Genomic DNA, 16,143 nt, shown 5'->3' with positions numbered 1-16,143 from the left:
GGACGGGCTTATACCCCGTCCTTTTTCTTTTCATCTTCATCAACCCTTTTGCCCATTCTCAATAAAAATTTCCGCTATTAATCCCACCGTAAACTGTCACGATGTACGCTTGATGTAAGGCACGAAACGACGAGAAGCACATGATCCTGATTATTTATGCCCATCCCTATCCCCGGCATTCCCATGCCAATCAGCGCCTGTTGCAGGCGGTAAAAGACATTCCCGGTGTGGAAATCCGCGCGCTGTATGAGCTGTATCCAGATTTCAATATCGATATCAGCGCTGAACAGCGGGCGTTGGAACAGGCCGATATGGTGGTCCTGCAACACCCGATGCAGTGGTACAGTCAGCCGCCGTTGCTGAAGCTGTGGATCGACAAAGTGTTGGAGCACGGCTGGGCCTATGGTCACGACGGTAATGCGCTGGTGGGTAAAGACTGCTTGTGGGTGGTAACCAGCGGCGGTGACGAACAGCATTTTGCGCTGGGTGATTACCCTAATTTTGCCGCCCTGGCTCAGCCGTTGCAGGCTACGGCCATTTATTGCGGGATGAAGTGGCAGCCGTACTTTGCGGTGCATAACACCTTTACCTGCAACGAACCGGCGCTGATTGCGGCGGGCGAGGCTTACCGCCAGCGGTTGGTACAATATCTGCTGGAGCACGGTGAAGCGGCGGCAGAGCAGGAGCAAGCGCATGGATAATCACAATATGATGATTGAAGGGCTGATCTATCTCGGATCGGCCGCGCTGTTCGTGCCGATTGCCGTGCGGCTTGGTTTGGGCTCGGTGCTGGGTTACCTGATTGCTGGCTGCATTATTGGCCCTTGGGGATTGAAGCTGGTTTCTGATGCTGAATCGATCCTGACCTTCGCCGAAATCGGCGTGGTGCTGATGCTGTTTATCATCGGTCTGGAGCTGGATCCCCAGCGGTTGTGGACGCTGCGCGCCTCGGTATTCGGCGGCGGCAGTTTGCAGATGGTGGGCTGCGGGCTGGTATTGAGTGCCTTCTGTTACTTTCTGGGGCTGGACTGGAAAGTGGCGCTGCTGATCGGTCTGACGTTGGCACTGTCCTCGACGGCCATTGCCATGCAGGCGATGAGCGAACGTAATTTAACCCCATCGCCGATTGGCCGCAGTTCGTTTGCGGTATTACTGTTTCAGGATATTGCGGCGATCCCGCTGGTGGCGATGATCCCGCTGCTGGCCAGCAGCGGCGCGGCGACCACGTTGGGCGCTTTTGCGTTGTCTGCCGCCAAAGTGGTGGGCGCGTTGGCGGCTGTGATATTGCTGGGGCGCTACGTGACCCGGCCATTGCTGCATTTTGTTGCGCGCTCCGGCATGCGTGAAGTGTTCAGCGCCGTGGCGCTGTTCCTGGTGTTTGGCTTCGGCATCCTGCTGGAAATGGCCGGTCTTTCGATGGCGATGGGAGCGTTTCTCGCCGGTGTGCTGCTGGCCAGCTCCGAATATCGTCACGCGCTGGAAAGCGATATTCAGCCGTTTAAGGGGTTGCTGCTCGGCCTGTTCTTTATCGGCGTTGGGATGTCGATTGATTTTGGCACCCTGTTCCATCACCCGCTGTTGATTGCGTCGTTATTGCTGGGTTTTATGCTGCTGAAGGCGCTGCTGCTGTGGCTGGTGGCACCGCTCCTTGGCGTGCCGAAGCGCCAGCGCGGGCTGTTTGCCATTTTGTTGGGGCAGGGCAGTGAGTTTGCCTTTGTGATCTTGGGTGCCGCGCAGATGGCGGGCGTGCTGCCACAGGAATGGGCCAAATCGCTGACGCTGGCGGTAGCGCTTTCGATGGCGGCGACCCCGTTGCTGCTGGTGATCGCGGCCTATTTGGAAAGGAATGCGCCGAAAGACGATCGCCCAGCGGACGAGATCGACGAGGAAAATGCCAGCGTGATCATCGCCGGGTTTGGCCGTTTCGGCCAGATCGCAGGCCGTATGCTGCTGGCTAATGGGGTGCATACCGTGGTGTTGGATCACGATCCTGATCATATCGAAACGCTGCGCAAATTCGGCACCAAGGTGTTTTATGGCGATGCCACGCGTGTCGATCTGTTGGAAGCGGCTGGCGCGGCGCATGCCAAAATCCTGATCAACGCCATTGATGATGTGGAAGCCAACCTGCAACTGACTGAACTGGCCAAGCGTCATTTCCCGCATCTGAAGGTGGTGGCACGCGCCCGCGATGTGGATCACTGGTACCAGTTGCGGCAGTTGGGGGTAGAAAACCTGGAGCGTGAAACCTTTGAAAGTTCTTTGCGCATCGGGCGTGAAACGCTGGAATTATTGGGGCTGGATGCTTACGAAGCCCGAGAGAAGGCCGATACTTTCCGTCGCTATAACCTGAAGATGCTGGAAGATACGCTGGAAAATTACCAAGATACCGAATTCCGCATCGCCAGCCTGCAACGGGCGAAAGAGATGCTGTCGGCGGCTATCGAACAGGATCAGATGCGGCTGGTGCGTGTACAGCAGACCGGCTGGCGCGGCAGTATTGACGGCAAAGCGCCCGAGGAAGAGGTGGTAGAAGCGAAAGGGGGATGAGTTTTTTGGCCCTCGTCCACCAAGCTGTCTCTTGATCAGATCTTGAGGTAGGGGAATGAGCGTTTATTTCGGTCGCTAAACATGTTGTGTTCACTTGGCAATGTGATGAACGCGCCGTCCGTGGCGTGGTCGCTTATGCGCCGTGTCTGCGTTCAGCGCTTTCAATGGCTTCAACATCAGTGCTCATCTCACCAACAACAGGGTTTGACACGCTGTTATCAATAGCATTGTAAAATTTGCCCGTTACTCACAGATTCGGGTGTTAAGCGTTGGCGCGGGTGCAGGGCCCCGCCTTGGGCCCTGCAATTGCCGTCCATTATTGTTTCATCGGATTATGATCTTTTTACGGCAATTCCCATTACACCTGACTTACAGAGACGAACACGTTGTGTATAAGAGACAATCCACCAAGAGAAGACCAGGCAGTCTATTCAACTCAGGGCGACTTTAATCCCGAGAGCGATCAGCATCCCACCCAATAATTTGTCGACCACTTTTTGCGTTTTTTCCAGCCCACGGCGTACCGGCCCGCTCTGGATCAAAAACACCAGCACCGGCCACCAGATGGCTGAAAGGCCGAAAATAATCCCTGCGTACCACAGCTTTTCGCCGATACCGGAATTGATTTGCAGTACCTGAGTAAACACCGCCAGGAAGAACAGCGTGGCTTTCGGGTTGAGCAGGTTACACAGATAGCCCTGCACAAAGGCGCTTTTCAGGCTGACCTGCTGCTGAGGCAGGCTGCTGATGTTCATTTTGCTGCTACCGTGCGAGCGCAGTGCCTGAATGCCCACCCAGATCAGATAGACCGCCCCGGCATATTTCAGCACATTGAACAGCCACGGCGTGGTGGTGATCACCACTGCCAGCCCAGCGACGCAGTAAGACATATGGGTGGCGACGCCACAAATCACGCCGAATGCGGTCATCATTGCTGCCAAACGCCGATAACGGGCGGCATTTTTAATCACCAGAAAGAAATCTGGCCCAGGCGAAAGCATCCCCAGCGTGGCGATACCGGCAACGAATAATGAAGTTTCAAGCATAATGGTGTCTCAGAGGAAAAGGCATAACCGCGCTGATAATAACGCGACTCCCCCTGATGCGCATCAACCTATTGCAGTCATCTTTGGTTATATGATGAACATTCATTAAGGGGAGTGGTTGGGGACTATGAAGCAGGAATTAGCCAGTGAAATGCCGGGCGTACACCGGCAGCAGCGTGACATCACCCGCCTGTGTATTCAGTGCGCATTGCTGTTATTGCAGCATGGTGCGGAAAGCATGGTGGTGGAACAGTTATCAACCCGTCTGGGCCTGGCGCTCGGCATGGACAGCGTGGAAAGCTCGATTTCGGCCAATGCCGTGGTGCTGACCACCATCAGTAATGATGCCTGCCTGACGACCACGCGTAAGAATGTCGATCGCGGTATCAATATGCAGATCGTCACCGAGGTTCAGCATATTGTGATCCTCGCCGAGCATCGCCTGGCGGATGCGCAGGATGTGGCGCGGCGCTTTGACAAGATCCGCCCGTTGCGATATCCGCGTGGGCTGGTGGTGCTGATGGTGGCTTTGTCGTGCGGCTGTTTCAGCGTGCTGAATGGCGGTGGCGCGGATGCTTTTGCCGTCACTTTCTTGGCCAGTGGGGTGGCGATGTTTGTGCGCCAGATGCTTACGGCCCGCCATATGAATCCGTTGATTAACTTTTGCCTGACGGCGTTTGTCGCCACGTCGGTTTCCGGCCTATTGCTGCGGCTACCGATATTCAGCCAGACTTCAAGCGTGGCGATGGCGGCCAGCGTCCTGCTGCTGGTGCCGGGGTTCCCGCTGATTAACGCGGTGGCTGATATGTTCAAGGGCCATGTAAATACCGGGTTGGCACGTTGGGCGATGGCTAGCCTGCTGACGCTGGCGACCTGTATTGGCGTGGTGATGGCCATGTCGCTGTGGGATCTGCGGGGGTGGTCATGAGTCTGCTCTGGGCACTCTTGCAGGATATGCTGTTGGCTGCGGTGCCAGCGTTGGGGTTTGCCATGGTGTTCAACGTGCCCGCGCGCGCGCTGCGTTACTGCGCCCTGCTTGGCGCGGTGGGCCATGGTTCGCGTATGTTGATGATGCATTTTGGCATGAACATCGAGTGGGCTTCGTTTCTGGCGGCCATTCTGATCGGTATTATCGGCATCCAGTGGTCACGCTGGCTGTTGGCTCATCCGAAGGTTTTTACCGTTGCGGCGGTGATCCCGATGTTCCCCGGAATCTCTGCGTATACCGCGATGATCAGCGTGGTGGAGATTTCGCATCTGGGGTACAGCGAAGCATTGATGTCGGTAATGATTTCCAACTTCCTCAAGGCCTGTTTTATCGTCGGTGCGTTGTCGATCGGCCTATCGGTACCGGGGCTGTGGCTATACCGTAAACGTCCGGGGGTTTAAGCCCAGCGTGATTTCAGGCTGCCGCTTTGTGGTGGCTTGAAACTCATCGGGTGTTGAACGCTGGATATTAATGAGCCTAATAGGAGCTATCTTATATATTCATATTGCATGATTAGCCTATCGACGCTAGCAGGGGCTTTACGTATAGTGTGAACAATTTTGCTGCCTACACAGGGTTAAACAATGATTATCAGCCTGATCGCTGCCTTGGCGGCGGATCGCGTAATTGGTATGGAAAACGCCATGCCGTGGCACCTGCCAGCGGATTTAGCGTGGTTTAAACGTAATACGTTGAATAAGCCGGTTATTATGGGTCGTAAGACCTTTGAGTCCATTGGGCGCCCACTGCCGGGCCGGCATAATATCGTTTTGAGTAGCCAACCCGGTAATGAAGCCGAGGTGACCTGGGTCACTTCTCTGGATGAAGCGCTGGCTGCGGCCGGTCAGGTGGAAGAAGTCATGGTGATGGGCGGCGGCCGGGTTTATAGCCAGTTTCTGGCTCGTGCCAACCGACTGTACTTGACGCATATTGATGCCGAAGTTGAGGGTGATACCCACTTCCCGGATTATGAACCCGATGAGTGGGAAACGTCGTTCAGCGAGTTCCATGACGCTGACGAACTGAATTCTCACGGTTATTGCTTTGAGATTTTGGAACGCCGCTGAGTTGGCTAGAGAACAAATTGGGCACCCAAGGGTGCCCAATTTGTTTTATTAAAAGGCTGCCAGCGTATCCAAGCCGTCCATCGCTTCGCGACGGCTGGAGGGTTGGGTAAAGTACTGTTTGTCTTCCCAACGTAACAGCGTGAGATCGCCTCCCCAGCAGCAACCGGTATCCAGCCCGATCACCCCTTCCGGCGTACCTTTGCCTTCCAATGACGCCCAATGACCAAAAATAATGGTGTAATCGGGATCAACCAGGCGCGGCAGCTCAAACCAGGGTTTCAATGGCGAAGGCGCACTGCCCGGCGCATCTTTGCAGATCATGTCTAGCTGACCGTTCGGGAAGCAATAACGCATGCGCGTCAGGGCATTGGTACTGAAACGCAGGCGCGCCAGCCCGCTCAGCTCCGGGCTCCAGTTGTTTGGCATATCGCCGTACATGGCATCCAGAAACAGCGGATAGCTGTCGCTGCTTAACACCGCCTCCACTTCACGCGCGCATGTCTGCGCGGTGTCGATATCCCACTGCGGGGTGATACCGGCATGGCCCATGATCAGCTTACGCTCATCATCCACCTGCAATACCGGCTGGCGGCGCAGCCAGTTAATCAGTTCGTCCCGATCGGGGGCTTCCAGCAGCGGTGTGAGAAGATCTTTGGGTTTGTTGCGACTGATACCCGCATACACCGCCAGCAAATGCAGATCGTGATTACCCAACACCATACGCACGGCGGGCCCGAGCGAGCGCACATAGCGCAAGACCTCAAGCGAAGCGGGGCCGCGAGCGACCAGATCGCCCGTTAGCCACAGTTGGTCGTGCTGCGGATCGAAAGAAACCTGGGCTAACAGCGCCTGCAGTTCATCGAGGCAGCCATGAATATCACCGATAAGATAGGTCGACATATTAATGAATCAACGCTGGAATGGCTAAACGGAACACCGGAATCTCAGTGCGGAACGTTTGACCTTGGTGATCAACCATCTCGTAGTGGCCTTCCATGGTGCCCAACGGCGTTTCGAGAACGGCACCGCTGGTATATTGAAATTCGCTGCCGGGCTGGATAATCGGCTGTTCACCGATCACGCCTTCACCCTGCACTTCGGTTTGACGACCGTTACTGTTGGTAATCAGCCAGTAACGGCCAAGTAGTTGCACGTCGAAACGCCCCAGATTACGGATGGTAATGGTATAAGCGAAGACGTAACGCTCTTCCTCAGGTATCGACTGTGATTCCACATAAATACTTTGTACCTGAATACATACGCGGGGCGAATCAATCATGGCGACTACTCCTTATTGCTGCTGCGCTGAAAGCCAATTTGCCAGCTTGCAGTACTGCGCTACAGAAATATTTTCTGCTCTGAGCGTCGGATCGACGCCGAGTTCCGTCAACTGTTCTGGGGTAAACAGATCGCCCAGGCTGTTGCGGACCGTTTTCCTGCGCTGGTTAAACGCCTGGGTGGTGATGCGGCTTAACATACGGACATCACCAACCGGATGCGGGATCTCGCGGTGTGGCACCAAACGGACCACGGCGGAATCGACTTTAGGTGGTGGAGCGAACGCGGTAGGCGGCACTTCCAGCACCGGAATAACGTTGCAATAATACTGCGCCATCACGGTTAAACGCCCGTAAGCTTTGCTGTTCGGGCCGGCAACCAGACGGTTTACCACTTCCTTTTGCAACATGAAGTGCATGTCGTGAATAGCGGAAGTATAGCTGAAAAGATGGAACATCAGCGGCGTCGAAATGTTATACGGCAGGTTGCCGAATACGCGCAGCGACTGACCTGCTTCTTCAGCCAGTTCGGCGAAGTTGACCGTCATGGCGTCTTGCTGGTGGATCGTCAGTTTGTCTTTCAACTGTGGATGCACGGCTAAGCGAGCCGCCAGATCGCGATCCAGTTCGATCACCGTCATGCGATCCATACGTGCGCCAACCGGTTCGGTCAGCGCCCCTAAGCCGGGGCCGATCTCAATGACCGCTTCACCCGGCTGAGGATGAATGGCCGAAACAATGCTATCGATGACAAACTGATCGGTTAAAAAGTTCTGTCCAAAGCGTTTGCGGGCAAAATGCCCTTGGTGGACTCTATTATTCATTACAATTAATTATCATTTTAATGGCGAGATTTAAGGCCGTTTTGAAGCTGCCTGCATCGGCGGTGCCGGTGCCAGCCAGTTCCAACGCGGTACCATGGTCGACCGAGGTACGGATAAAAGGCAAACCGAGAGTGATATTCACCGCCCGGCCAAACCCTTGGTATTTTAGCACTGGCAGGCCCTGATCGTGATACATCGCCAGCACGGCATCTGCATGTTGCAGATATTTGGGCTGGAACAGCGTATCTGCCGGTAATGGGCCGATCAGGTTGATGCCGTGGCTGCGCAGAGTGTCGAGGGCCGGAATGATCACATCCAGCTCTTCACGGCCCATATGGCCGCCTTCCCCGGCGTGCGGGTTCAGCCCACAGACGTAGATCTGCGGCTGTTTGATGCCAAATTTACTCTTCAGATCGCTGTCGAGAATGGTGATCACCTCAAACAGGCTCTGCTGCGTAATGGCACCCGGCACCGCCAACAGCGGCAGGTGCGTGGTGGCCAGCGCAACGCGCAGCTCTTCGGTCGCCAGCATCATCACCACGCGATCGCAATGACTGCGATCGGCAAAGAATTCGGTGTGGCCGGTAAACGGCAGCCCACCGTCGTTGATCACGCTTTTGTTAACCGGCCCGGTAATCAGTGCGGCAAACTCGCCATTCAGGCAGCCATCGCAGGCGCGTGCCAGAGTCTCGACGACGTAAGCGCTGTTGGCAACGTTCAGCTCACCCGGTACCACGGTTGTGGCGGCGTTTACAGGGAGGATCGTCAGTGTGCCTGCGCGTTGTGGTTGTGCCGGATGTGCGGGTTGATAGTCACGCAGCATCAACGGCAGCTGTAACAGCCGGGCGCGTTCAAGCAACAAGGCCGGATCGGCACACACCACCAGTTCAACAGGCCAATCCTGTTGCGCCAGCACTGCCACCAAATCCGGCCCAACCCCGGCAGGTTCGCCGGGGGTGATTACGATTCGTTTATTGTTGTGCATTGCTTCCATCGAGGATCTTCACGTAAGCAGCGGCACGTTGTTCCTGCATCCAGGTTTGCGCTTCTTCGGCAAACTTGCGGTTGAACAGCATGCGGTAAGCACGATCTTTCTGCGCCGCGTCGGTTTTATCCACTTGGCGGGTATCCAACAGTTGGATCAGATGCCAGCCGAAAGAAGAGTGTACCGGTTCACTGACTTCACCTTTCTGCAGCTTCATCAGCGCATCACGGAAGGCAGGATCGTACATGTCTGGAGAGGACCAGCCCAGATCGCCGCCCTGGAGTGCAGAACCCGGATCCTGCGAAAGCTGTTTGGCTTCATCTTCAAACTTCGCCGTACCACTCTTGATGGCAGCGGCCACTTCCTGCAATTTTGCGCGCGCCTGATCGTCGGTCATCACCACGGAAGGCTTCAGCAGAATATGACGAGCATGCACTTCGGTCACCGAAATGGACTGGTTGCCCCCGCGCATATCGTTCACTTTCAGAATGTGGAAACCGACACCGGAACGGATCGGGCCGACAACATCGCCTTTCTTGGCGCTAATCAGCCTTTCTGCGAACAGCGTAGGCATTTCTTGCAGCTTACCCCAGCCCATCTGGCCGCCTTTCAGCGCCTGAGAGTCGGCAGAGTAGGTGATCGCCAGCTTACCGAAGTCGGCACCGCCGTTGATTTCACCCACCAGGCGTTTTGTCAGCGCTTCGGCTTCATCGACCTGTTTTTGCGACGGGTTTTCCGGCAGCGGGATCAGAATGTGGCTGAGGTTGACCTCAGTATCGCCACCGTTCTGAGCACCCACCTGTTTAGCCAGTGCGTCGACTTCCTGAGGCAGAATAGTGACACGGCGGCGTACTTCATTATTACGCACTTCCGAGATCAGCATTTCTTTGCGGATTTGCGCGCGATAGGTGTTGTAGTTCAAACCTTCAGCCGCCAGGCGAGTACGCATTTGATCGAGGCTCATTTTGTTCTGAGCGGCGATATCGGTAATCGCTTTGTCCAGATCGGCATCAGAAGCGGTAATTCCCATCTTTTGCGCCATCTGCAACAGGATGTTATCCATGATCAAACGTTCAATGATCTGGTGACGCAACGTTTTGTCGTCTGGCAACTGCTGGCCAGCCTGCTGTGCGTTAAGTTTCACGGATTGCATTAAACCGTTCACGTCGCTCTCAAGTACCACACCGTTATCCACGACGGCGGCGACTTTATCCACTTCTTGGGGTGCTGCGAACGCGGTATTGGCACAAACCACCAATCCGAGAAGAAGCGTTCTCCAGTTCTTCATACATTTCCCATTATTTAGTCCGCAAATGCGGGTGAAAGTTGTCGTTTTTCAAGGTGTTCAATATACCCGCTTACCTGCGGGTATACATCAGAATGCGCGCTGGTAAGGCAAGATGCCGGAGCGCAGCATTTCCGTGGTGCCTAGGCTATGATCGTTGCTCAGGCCACGGAGTTCGATGTTGAATGAAACTTTGTTGTCATATTTACTGGTCTGGTTCCCGGCATCCCAATCGGTAATTTTCCGTTCGTATCCCAGGTTAACCGCCCAGCAGCAGGTGTTGTAACGCACGCCCACCAACTGGTTAGCCGTCTGCTTCGCACGGGTATCATAGTAATAAGCCCCTACGACGGCCCAACGATCAGCGATCGGCCAACTGGCAACGGTCCCGACCTGCGAAATACCGTCCTGATAGCCTGGGTTTTTAATCCCCGGCAAGGTTGCCGCAATATATTCCGAGCTGGCATAACGGTAGTTCAACTGAAGCATACGGTTTGCATCTTTGCGGTATTCAATCACTGAATCACCTAATGCAACGCTATTAAGACGGGTGTCGTACTGCACCCCGCCCCGCAGGCCCCAGCGATCGTCAATCTTCCAATAGGTGTCACCAGCCCATACTACGCTGCCGGTATCATCATTGTTATCAAAGCTACTGCTTTTATCCCCCGTCCGCGAACGGTTGAGGTAATAGATTTGACCAACAGAAGCATTGAAACGTTCAACTAGCGCATCATCATAAATACGCGATGTAACACCGGTTGCCAGACGATTCTGTGAAGCGATGCGATCCAACCCGCTGTATGAGCGGTCGCGGAACAGACCGGAGTAGTCGGTTTGCAGCAGCGTTGAGTCATAGGTATAGATGTTGCTTTGATCGCGATACGGAACATACAGATACTGCATCCGTGGCTCAATGGTCTGGGTATAGTCTTGCACCCAGTCCATTGGGCGTTCAAACACCACTTTGCCATCGGTTTTTAGCTGCGGCAGGATTCGGTTGACCGAACCGTCGAGATTTGGCGCAGCGTTACCGGTGCGGCCTGCATAGTCCGTGGCAAAACTTTTCGGAATATCCTGTTGGTAGTGCGTAGCCATCACTTTGGCTTCGGTGTTCAGGCTGCCCCAACTGTTCGCCAGCGGCAGATTGATCGCCGGTTCAACATGCCAACGGGTGGTTTCCGGGTTGTTCGGATTCACACTGGAGAATTTGGCCACTTGGCCGTAAGTGTGCAAATCAAACGGGCCGATATCGGTTTTATAATAGTTGAGGTCCAACTGGGGCTGCGCCCGGTAAGCATTCTGGTTACCGACCCCGCTGAAAATCTGGAACTGTTTTGATGCCAGCGTGGCATCCCAGTTTTCATTGGCATAACCGGCGCTGAATTTCTGCGTAGCATAGCCATCGGTCGTTGCACCGTATTTGGAATCCAGATCGGTGAAGTAATAGGGATCGCTGACTTTGGTGTAATCGATGTTGAAACGCCACACCTTATCCATCACGCCGCTATGACCCCAATAGAACAGCCAGCGTTTGCTGTCGTCCATTTCGCCGTGATCGTTCTCAAACTGGCGATCGCTTGGCAGCCAGTCCAATGCCAGGGTACCCAGGCCCGGTTGCAGCAGGTAGCGGAATTCGTTCTGCCACTGCAGGCCACGCTGGGTCATATAATGTGGCGTAATAGTGGCATCAAAGTTTGGCGCGATGTTCCAGTAATACGGCAACGTGAACTCGAAGCCGTTGTTGCTGCCATATTTGGCGTTCGGGATCAGGAAACCTGAGCGGCGTTTGCTGCCTACTGGCAGTTGCATATAGGGGCTGTAAAATACCGGTACACCGCCAATCTTGAAGCGGGCATTCCAGATTTCGGCCACTTCCTCTTCGCGATCGTGGATCACTTCAGAGCCTACTACGCTCCAGCTGTTATCGCCCGGCAAGCAGGAGGTAAAGGTGCCATTTTCCAGAATGGTGTAGCGGTTCTGGCCACGCATCTTCATTTTGTCGGCGTCACCGCGCCCCTGTCGGCCCACCATCTGGTAGTCACCTTTATACACGTCGGTGTCTTTGGTGTTCAGGTTTGACCAGGCTTTCGGGCCTTTCAGTTTGATCTGATTATCATCGTAATGCACATTGCCAGTGGCAGTGACGGTACGGATAGGATCAGGCTGCCCCGCTTTTTGCGTCTGGTTCATTTCAACCTGTTCCGCCGTCAGCGTACTGTTACCCTGTTGGATGTTGACGTTACCGCTAAACAGGGCACTGCTCGGGTAGCTGGACTGTGAGTCATCAGCAAGGATGGTCACGGGGAGGCTGTTGGGGTCGCCGATGATGACAGGTTTATCGTAAGTAGGTACGCCGAGCATACATTGCTCAGCCAGATCAGCCAGTGCATGCTGGCTGTAAAGTGCCGTCCAAATCAGTGTGGCCAGCAGTGTTGGGAAACTTTTTTTCATACGCAGTTTTGGTGTTCCGTCATCAGAGGCTCATGTCCGGCAAACGGTCAGAGACTATATTACTCATCGGCGTTGCGCTAGTGTTAAATCCTGCAGTTTGACTGCGTCGTCGTTAGGCGCAGAGATAAATGACAGGTATGATAATCGAAATCTTGGGAAAAAGCGCCTTAACCCTTGCGTGAAACGGAGGGGAATGTGCGGTTTGCGGTTGATAATTGAGGAGCCTATGCAGTATTGGGGCAAACTGCTCGGAGTGATTGTTGCCATTTGGTCTGGCGCGGGATTCTGGGGTGTAGTGTTGGGGCTGATTGTCGGCCATATGATCGATACCGCGCGTAATAACAAGCGCAGTCGAGGCTTTTTTACCGACCAGCAAACGCGGCAGACGCTGTTCTTCCGCACGACTTTTCAGGTGATGGGCCACCTGACCAAATCAAAAGGACGCGTTACCGAAGCCGATATTCAGATCGCCAGCCTGTTTATGGATCGCCTGCAACTGCACGGCGAGGCCCGTACTGCGGCGCAGCAGGCGTTTCGCGAAGGTAAGCAGAGCCAGTTTCCGCTGCGTGAAACGTTGCAGCAGTTCCGCAGCATCTGTTTTGGGCGTTTTGATCTGATTCGGATGTTTCTGGAAATTCAGATCCAGGCGGCTTTTGCCGATGGATCACTGCATCCGAACGAAAGGCAGGTGCTGTATGTGATCGCCGAAGAGCTGGGGATTTCACGCGCGCAGTTCGACCAGTTCCTCAGCATGATGGAAGGCGGACGTCAGTTTGGCGGCGGTAGCTGGCAGGGGCAACAAGGGAACTACTCGCACGGCGGTTACCAGCAGGCGCAGCGCGGCCCGACGCTGGAGGATGCCTGTAAAGTGCTGGGCGTCAACAGCACTGACGATGCGGCTATTATCAAGCGAGCCTACCGCAAACTGATGGGTGAACATCATCCGGATAAACTGGTGGCGAAGGGCTTGCCGCCGGAAATGATGGAGATGGCCAAGCAGAAAGCGCAGGAGATTCAGGCAGCCTATGACCTGATCAAGCGCGAGAAAGGCTTCAAGTAGCTTATTTAGACATAGATATATAAAGAGGGGCCTGGTTAACCGGGCCCCTCTTTATTGAGATCAGAAATCCGGTTCCGCACGAAAATGCAGCGGCGTTTGGAATGCCGGATGGGTGATACGCAACTCTTGCGCGTGCAACTGTAGGCGTGGTGCCATCGCCTTGGCTTCAGGATGTGCGTAAAAACCGTCCCCCAGGATCGGGTGCCCCAGCGCCAGCATATGAACACGCAACTGGTGCGAACGCCCGGTGATCGGCTTCAGCAGTACCCGCGTACTGCCGTCAGCATCCCGAGAAAGCACCTGATACTCAGTCTGTGCCGCTTTGCCGGTTTCGAAACACACCTTTTGCAGCGGCCGGTTTGGCCAATCACAGATCAGCGGTAAATCCACCAGCCCCTCGTCATGTTCCATATGCCCCCACACGCGGGCGATATAGGATTTCTGTGGTTCACGCTCGCGGAACTGGCGCTTAAGCTCGCGTTCTGCGGCTTTATTCAGTGCAACCACAATCACCCCGCTGGTGGCCATATCCAGACGATGCACCGATTCAGCGGCGGGGAAATCGACCTGGATGCGCGTCATCACGCTGTCTTTGTTTTCGGGCGCACGGCCTGGAACGGAAAGCAGTCCGCTAGGCTTATTGACCACGATGATGTGCTCATCCTGATGAATTACTATCATAGGTACCTGTTTATAGATGGTTTTATTGACTTCAATGCCATGTCTTTTTTGCTGGTTAGCAGGTGAGGACTGCCTGAATGATAGTGGATAAGGGCAGTCCTTATCCATATATACTCGAAATAATTCGAGTTAGGTTGCAAGTGTGAGAGTCGCCGGAGCATAGAAAACAGATGTGACGAAGGAGAATAGATGCAGACAACAACCCTCCAGGCTTAATGATGGCGAGTATATCTCAGCATCGCTATGGATGAGCGGTTTTATATGCAGGCATTTATCATAATTATTGAGATAGAAATGATGAGATGCCTGTCTTTAACTTTTACCTATTATAAAAGTGTTTAATATGGCACAGTTCTTTTTCTATTATCTCTCAACGAGATCCTTTAATGATTTAACAAGTACACCCTCTGGTCGCTCAAACTCATACAGTTGCGAGAAATGGTCATCATTGCCGACCTCCTGGTAGATAACATCGTCACCGGCTTCTTTTAGTGCGGTATAAAGTTCTTTAGAATGCCGGATTAATTCAGGCAGTTCCCCGCCGCCGACATGGATCGTCGTTGGCCCACCTTTTATTGGCTGATGAAGCGGGCTGTATTTTTCGATCTCGCTATGGGTCAATGACAGCTTGTCATTCAGCCAGCATAAGCGGATAGGCTGTAAATCGACCAGTGCACTGATAGGCATTGAGTGTGAAATCAGAGGGTGATTACGATAGAGCGCCGTTAAATGCCCGCCCGCAGAATGGCCGCCCAGGCACACTTTACCTTCAGTGATATTAAAGGTTGCCTTATGCTGTTTTAAATAGTCCAGCAACTGGCCAATCTCACCAACGATCTGCGTCATTGATGCTTCTGGGGCCAAAGTATATTCAGCAAGAATAACGTTGATACCCGCGTTTAAAATGCCACGGGCAATAAAAGCAAAATCCTCTTTATTACAGTTTTGCCAGTAACCGCCATGAATAAAGATAAAGGTGGGACAATCTTTTTTATTGGCCGGGAAGTAATCAAAAGTCGTTCTTGGGGATGAGTGATAATGTATATTGGTTTGCGCATTTCTCTCAGCGTATAATTTTGCACTTCTATGCTGAAATTCCTCTAACAGCTTTGGGAAATTCTTAACGGCTTTGGTGTTATTGTAAGCTGCATCTAATTGGCTGCGCGACATTCCTCTGTAAACTTCCTTCATATAATCCCTCTATCTTTATGTATTTATTTCGGGGAGCATATCATTCGGTTTATTAGGGCTGTTAAACATAAAGTGTGTTTCACTTTATCGATGGGAATGGATCGTGATTCGGCAAAACAGTCCCTCTCCCAGAGGGACTGTTTTGCCGCTAATAGTAGTAAGCGCCTACTTCACCAACTCCAGCGTCAACGTGGATTCACTCATCCGGCTTGCCGACACTCTGGCTTCAGACTCTGGCAGCGTCGGCTCTATCTCCAGGCGCGCCGTGAGGACTTTGCCCTTGGCAAGCTGACCATTCTGAACGGCTGCCACCGTTTGGCCCGCCTGTAGCAACTGTTCGTTGGTTGGCGTGCCGCTTATCATCCCGGTGGGCGTGGTGTTTACCACCTGCACACTGTGGCCGTCTATTTGCACATCAAACAGGCGGACCACCGTGCTGCCGCGCTCGCCATAACGCAAATCCCCACGCAACGCCAGGCGCATGGTCTGGGTGTAGGGGCACACCACGTTCAGCATCAAGGTGCGCTTGCCGGGGGTCACTGCATTACCCCCGGTGGAGGCGCTTTGCATCTGCCAGCGGGATTGGCTGCCGTAGTCAATCACACTGCCCCCGACAGACAGGTTGCAACTGCTGTCCATCGGCAAGGGGGGCGGCTGAAGTGAGGGATCGCCCATTACGGGGGAAACGGCACCAGCTGCCTTGCTGATCAATAGCCCCAGGATCAGGGCGGTATA

16 protein-coding genes are annotated in these 16,143 nt (G+C 53.9%); 6 read left to right on the top strand and 10 right to left on the bottom strand.

Annotated elements, in window-relative coordinates:
• Positions 1-140: 140 nt before the first annotated feature.
• Positions 141-701 carry a glutathione-regulated potassium-efflux system oxidoreductase KefF gene (gene kefF / locus AC2A1E_RS22790; RefSeq protein ID WP_484385637.1) on the top strand — a complete coding sequence of 187 codons (561 nt, stop codon included), beginning with the start codon at positions 141-143 and terminating at the stop codon, positions 699-701.
• Positions 694-2,550, top strand: a complete 1,857-nt coding sequence (gene kefC / locus AC2A1E_RS22785; protein ID WP_484385636.1) for a glutathione-regulated potassium-efflux system protein KefC — start codon at positions 694-696, stop codon at positions 2,548-2,550. Before kefF ends, kefC begins: the two co-directional genes overlap by 8 nt.
• Before the next feature lie 431 nt (positions 2,551-2,981).
• Here the strand turns inward: kefC and AC2A1E_RS22780 are convergent, their stop codons facing one another.
• A complete protein-coding gene (locus AC2A1E_RS22780; RefSeq protein WP_459401249.1) occupies positions 2,982-3,596 on the bottom strand; it encodes a LysE family translocator in 615 nt (204 codons plus the stop codon).
• 127 nt (positions 3,597-3,723) lie between these two features.
• Between AC2A1E_RS22780 and AC2A1E_RS22775 the strand changes: the two genes are divergently transcribed.
• From AC2A1E_RS22775 to folA, 3 genes are all read left to right on the top strand, one after another.
• The gene (locus tag AC2A1E_RS22775; RefSeq protein WP_484385635.1) at positions 3,724-4,524 is read left to right on the top strand and encodes a threonine/serine exporter family protein; all 801 of its coding nucleotides are present in this window, start codon (positions 3,724-3,726) and stop codon (positions 4,522-4,524) included.
• Entirely contained in the window at positions 4,521-4,985 is a 465-nt protein-coding gene (locus AC2A1E_RS22770) for a threonine/serine exporter (protein WP_459401251.1), read from the top strand. Before AC2A1E_RS22775 ends, AC2A1E_RS22770 begins: the two co-directional genes overlap by 4 nt.
• A gap of 183 nt (positions 4,986-5,168) precedes the next feature.
• Entirely contained in the window at positions 5,169-5,651 is a 483-nt protein-coding gene (folA, locus tag AC2A1E_RS22765; protein WP_459401252.1) for a type 3 dihydrofolate reductase, read from the top strand.
• A gap of 48 nt (positions 5,652-5,699) precedes the next feature.
• Here the strand turns inward: folA and apaH are convergent, their stop codons facing one another.
• From apaH to lptD, 6 genes are all read right to left on the bottom strand, one after another.
• Positions 5,700-6,551 (bottom strand): bis(5'-nucleosyl)-tetraphosphatase (symmetrical) ApaH, encoded by an 852-nt coding sequence (apaH, locus tag AC2A1E_RS22760; protein WP_484385634.1) that lies wholly within the window; start codon positions 6,549-6,551, stop codon positions 5,700-5,702.
• A gap of 1 nt (position 6,552) precedes the next feature.
• On the bottom strand, positions 6,553-6,930 hold the full coding sequence (gene apaG / locus AC2A1E_RS22755) for a Co2+/Mg2+ efflux protein ApaG (RefSeq protein WP_459401254.1): 378 nt from the start codon (positions 6,928-6,930) through the stop codon (positions 6,553-6,555).
• Positions 6,931-6,942: 12 nt separating this feature from the next.
• On the bottom strand, positions 6,943-7,752 hold the full coding sequence (rsmA, locus tag AC2A1E_RS22750) for a 16S rRNA (adenine(1518)-N(6)/adenine(1519)-N(6))-dimethyltransferase RsmA (RefSeq protein ID WP_459401255.1): 810 nt from the start codon (positions 7,750-7,752) through the stop codon (positions 6,943-6,945).
• Positions 7,745-8,737 carry a 4-hydroxythreonine-4-phosphate dehydrogenase PdxA gene (gene pdxA / locus AC2A1E_RS22745; RefSeq protein WP_484385633.1) on the bottom strand — a complete coding sequence of 331 codons (993 nt, stop codon included), beginning with the start codon at positions 8,735-8,737 and terminating at the stop codon, positions 7,745-7,747. Before pdxA ends, rsmA begins: the two co-directional genes overlap by 8 nt.
• Positions 8,724-10,025, bottom strand: a complete 1,302-nt coding sequence (gene surA / locus AC2A1E_RS22740) for a peptidylprolyl isomerase SurA (protein ID WP_484385632.1) — start codon at positions 10,023-10,025, stop codon at positions 8,724-8,726. Before surA ends, pdxA begins: the two co-directional genes overlap by 14 nt.
• A gap of 87 nt (positions 10,026-10,112) precedes the next feature.
• Positions 10,113-12,476: an LPS assembly protein LptD gene (lptD, locus tag AC2A1E_RS22735; RefSeq protein ID WP_484385631.1), complete on the bottom strand. Its 2,364-nt coding sequence runs from the start codon at positions 12,474-12,476 to the stop codon at positions 10,113-10,115.
• Between the two features lie 226 nt (positions 12,477-12,702).
• Between lptD and djlA the strand changes: the two genes are divergently transcribed.
• Positions 12,703-13,536, top strand: coding sequence for a co-chaperone DjlA (djlA, locus tag AC2A1E_RS22730; protein ID WP_484385630.1), 834 nt, complete (start codon positions 12,703-12,705; stop codon positions 13,534-13,536).
• A gap of 60 nt (positions 13,537-13,596) precedes the next feature.
• Here the strand turns inward: djlA and rluA are convergent, their stop codons facing one another.
• From rluA to AC2A1E_RS22715, 3 genes are all read right to left on the bottom strand, one after another.
• Positions 13,597-14,217, bottom strand: a complete 621-nt coding sequence (rluA, locus tag AC2A1E_RS22725) for a bifunctional tRNA pseudouridine(32) synthase/23S rRNA pseudouridine(746) synthase RluA (RefSeq protein ID WP_484385629.1) — start codon at positions 14,215-14,217, stop codon at positions 13,597-13,599.
• 363 nt (positions 14,218-14,580) lie between these two features.
• Positions 14,581-15,387: an alpha/beta hydrolase gene (locus AC2A1E_RS22720; RefSeq protein ID WP_484385628.1), complete on the bottom strand. Its 807-nt coding sequence runs from the start codon at positions 15,385-15,387 to the stop codon at positions 14,581-14,583.
• A gap of 186 nt (positions 15,388-15,573) precedes the next feature.
• On the bottom strand, positions 15,574-16,143 hold a 570-nt coding region (locus AC2A1E_RS22715; RefSeq protein ID WP_484385627.1), incomplete at its 5' end, for a DUF1120 domain-containing protein.

It is taken from the genome of Serratia sp. HNCC26DJ206 (assembly GCF_057180605.1).
Note: the sequence above shows the minus strand (reverse complement) of the source record. Positions and strands in the feature narration are given on the sequence as shown.

Bases quoted from the DNA above. Each gene is read 5' to 3' on its own strand.
- AC2A1E_RS22770 (WP_459401251.1), top strand. From the start codon at position 4,521: ATGAGTCTGCTCTGGGCACTCTTGCAGGATATGCTGTTGGCTGCGGTG.
- apaG (WP_459401254.1), bottom strand. From the start codon at position 6,930: ATGATTGATTCGCCCCGCGTATGTATTCAGGTACAAAGTATTTATGTG.
- rluA (WP_484385629.1), bottom strand. From the start codon at position 14,217: ATGATAGTAATTCATCAGGATGAGCACATCATCGTGGTCAATAAGCCT.
- lptD (WP_484385631.1), bottom strand. From the start codon at position 12,476: ATGAAAAAAAGTTTCCCAACACTGCTGGCCACACTGATTTGGACGGCA.
- folA (WP_459401252.1), top strand. From the start codon at position 5,169: ATGATTATCAGCCTGATCGCTGCCTTGGCGGCGGATCGCGTAATTGGT.
- AC2A1E_RS22775 (WP_484385635.1), top strand. From the start codon at position 3,724: ATGAAGCAGGAATTAGCCAGTGAAATGCCGGGCGTACACCGGCAGCAG.
- djlA (WP_484385630.1), top strand. From the start codon at position 12,703: ATGCAGTATTGGGGCAAACTGCTCGGAGTGATTGTTGCCATTTGGTCT.
- AC2A1E_RS22780 (WP_459401249.1), bottom strand. From the start codon at position 3,596: ATGCTTGAAACTTCATTATTCGTTGCCGGTATCGCCACGCTGGGGATG.
- kefC (WP_484385636.1), top strand. From the start codon at position 694: ATGGATAATCACAATATGATGATTGAAGGGCTGATCTATCTCGGATCG.
- pdxA (WP_484385633.1), bottom strand. From the start codon at position 8,737: ATGCACAACAATAAACGAATCGTAATCACCCCCGGCGAACCTGCCGGG.
- surA (WP_484385632.1), bottom strand. From the start codon at position 10,025: ATGAAGAACTGGAGAACGCTTCTTCTCGGATTGGTGGTTTGTGCCAAT.
- rsmA (WP_459401255.1), bottom strand. From the start codon at position 7,752: ATGAATAATAGAGTCCACCAAGGGCATTTTGCCCGCAAACGCTTTGGA.
- AC2A1E_RS22720 (WP_484385628.1), bottom strand. From the start codon at position 15,387: ATGTCGCGCAGCCAATTAGATGCAGCTTACAATAACACCAAAGCCGTT.
- apaH (WP_484385634.1), bottom strand. From the start codon at position 6,551: ATGTCGACCTATCTTATCGGTGATATTCATGGCTGCCTCGATGAACTG.
- kefF (WP_484385637.1), top strand. From the start codon at position 141: ATGATCCTGATTATTTATGCCCATCCCTATCCCCGGCATTCCCATGCC.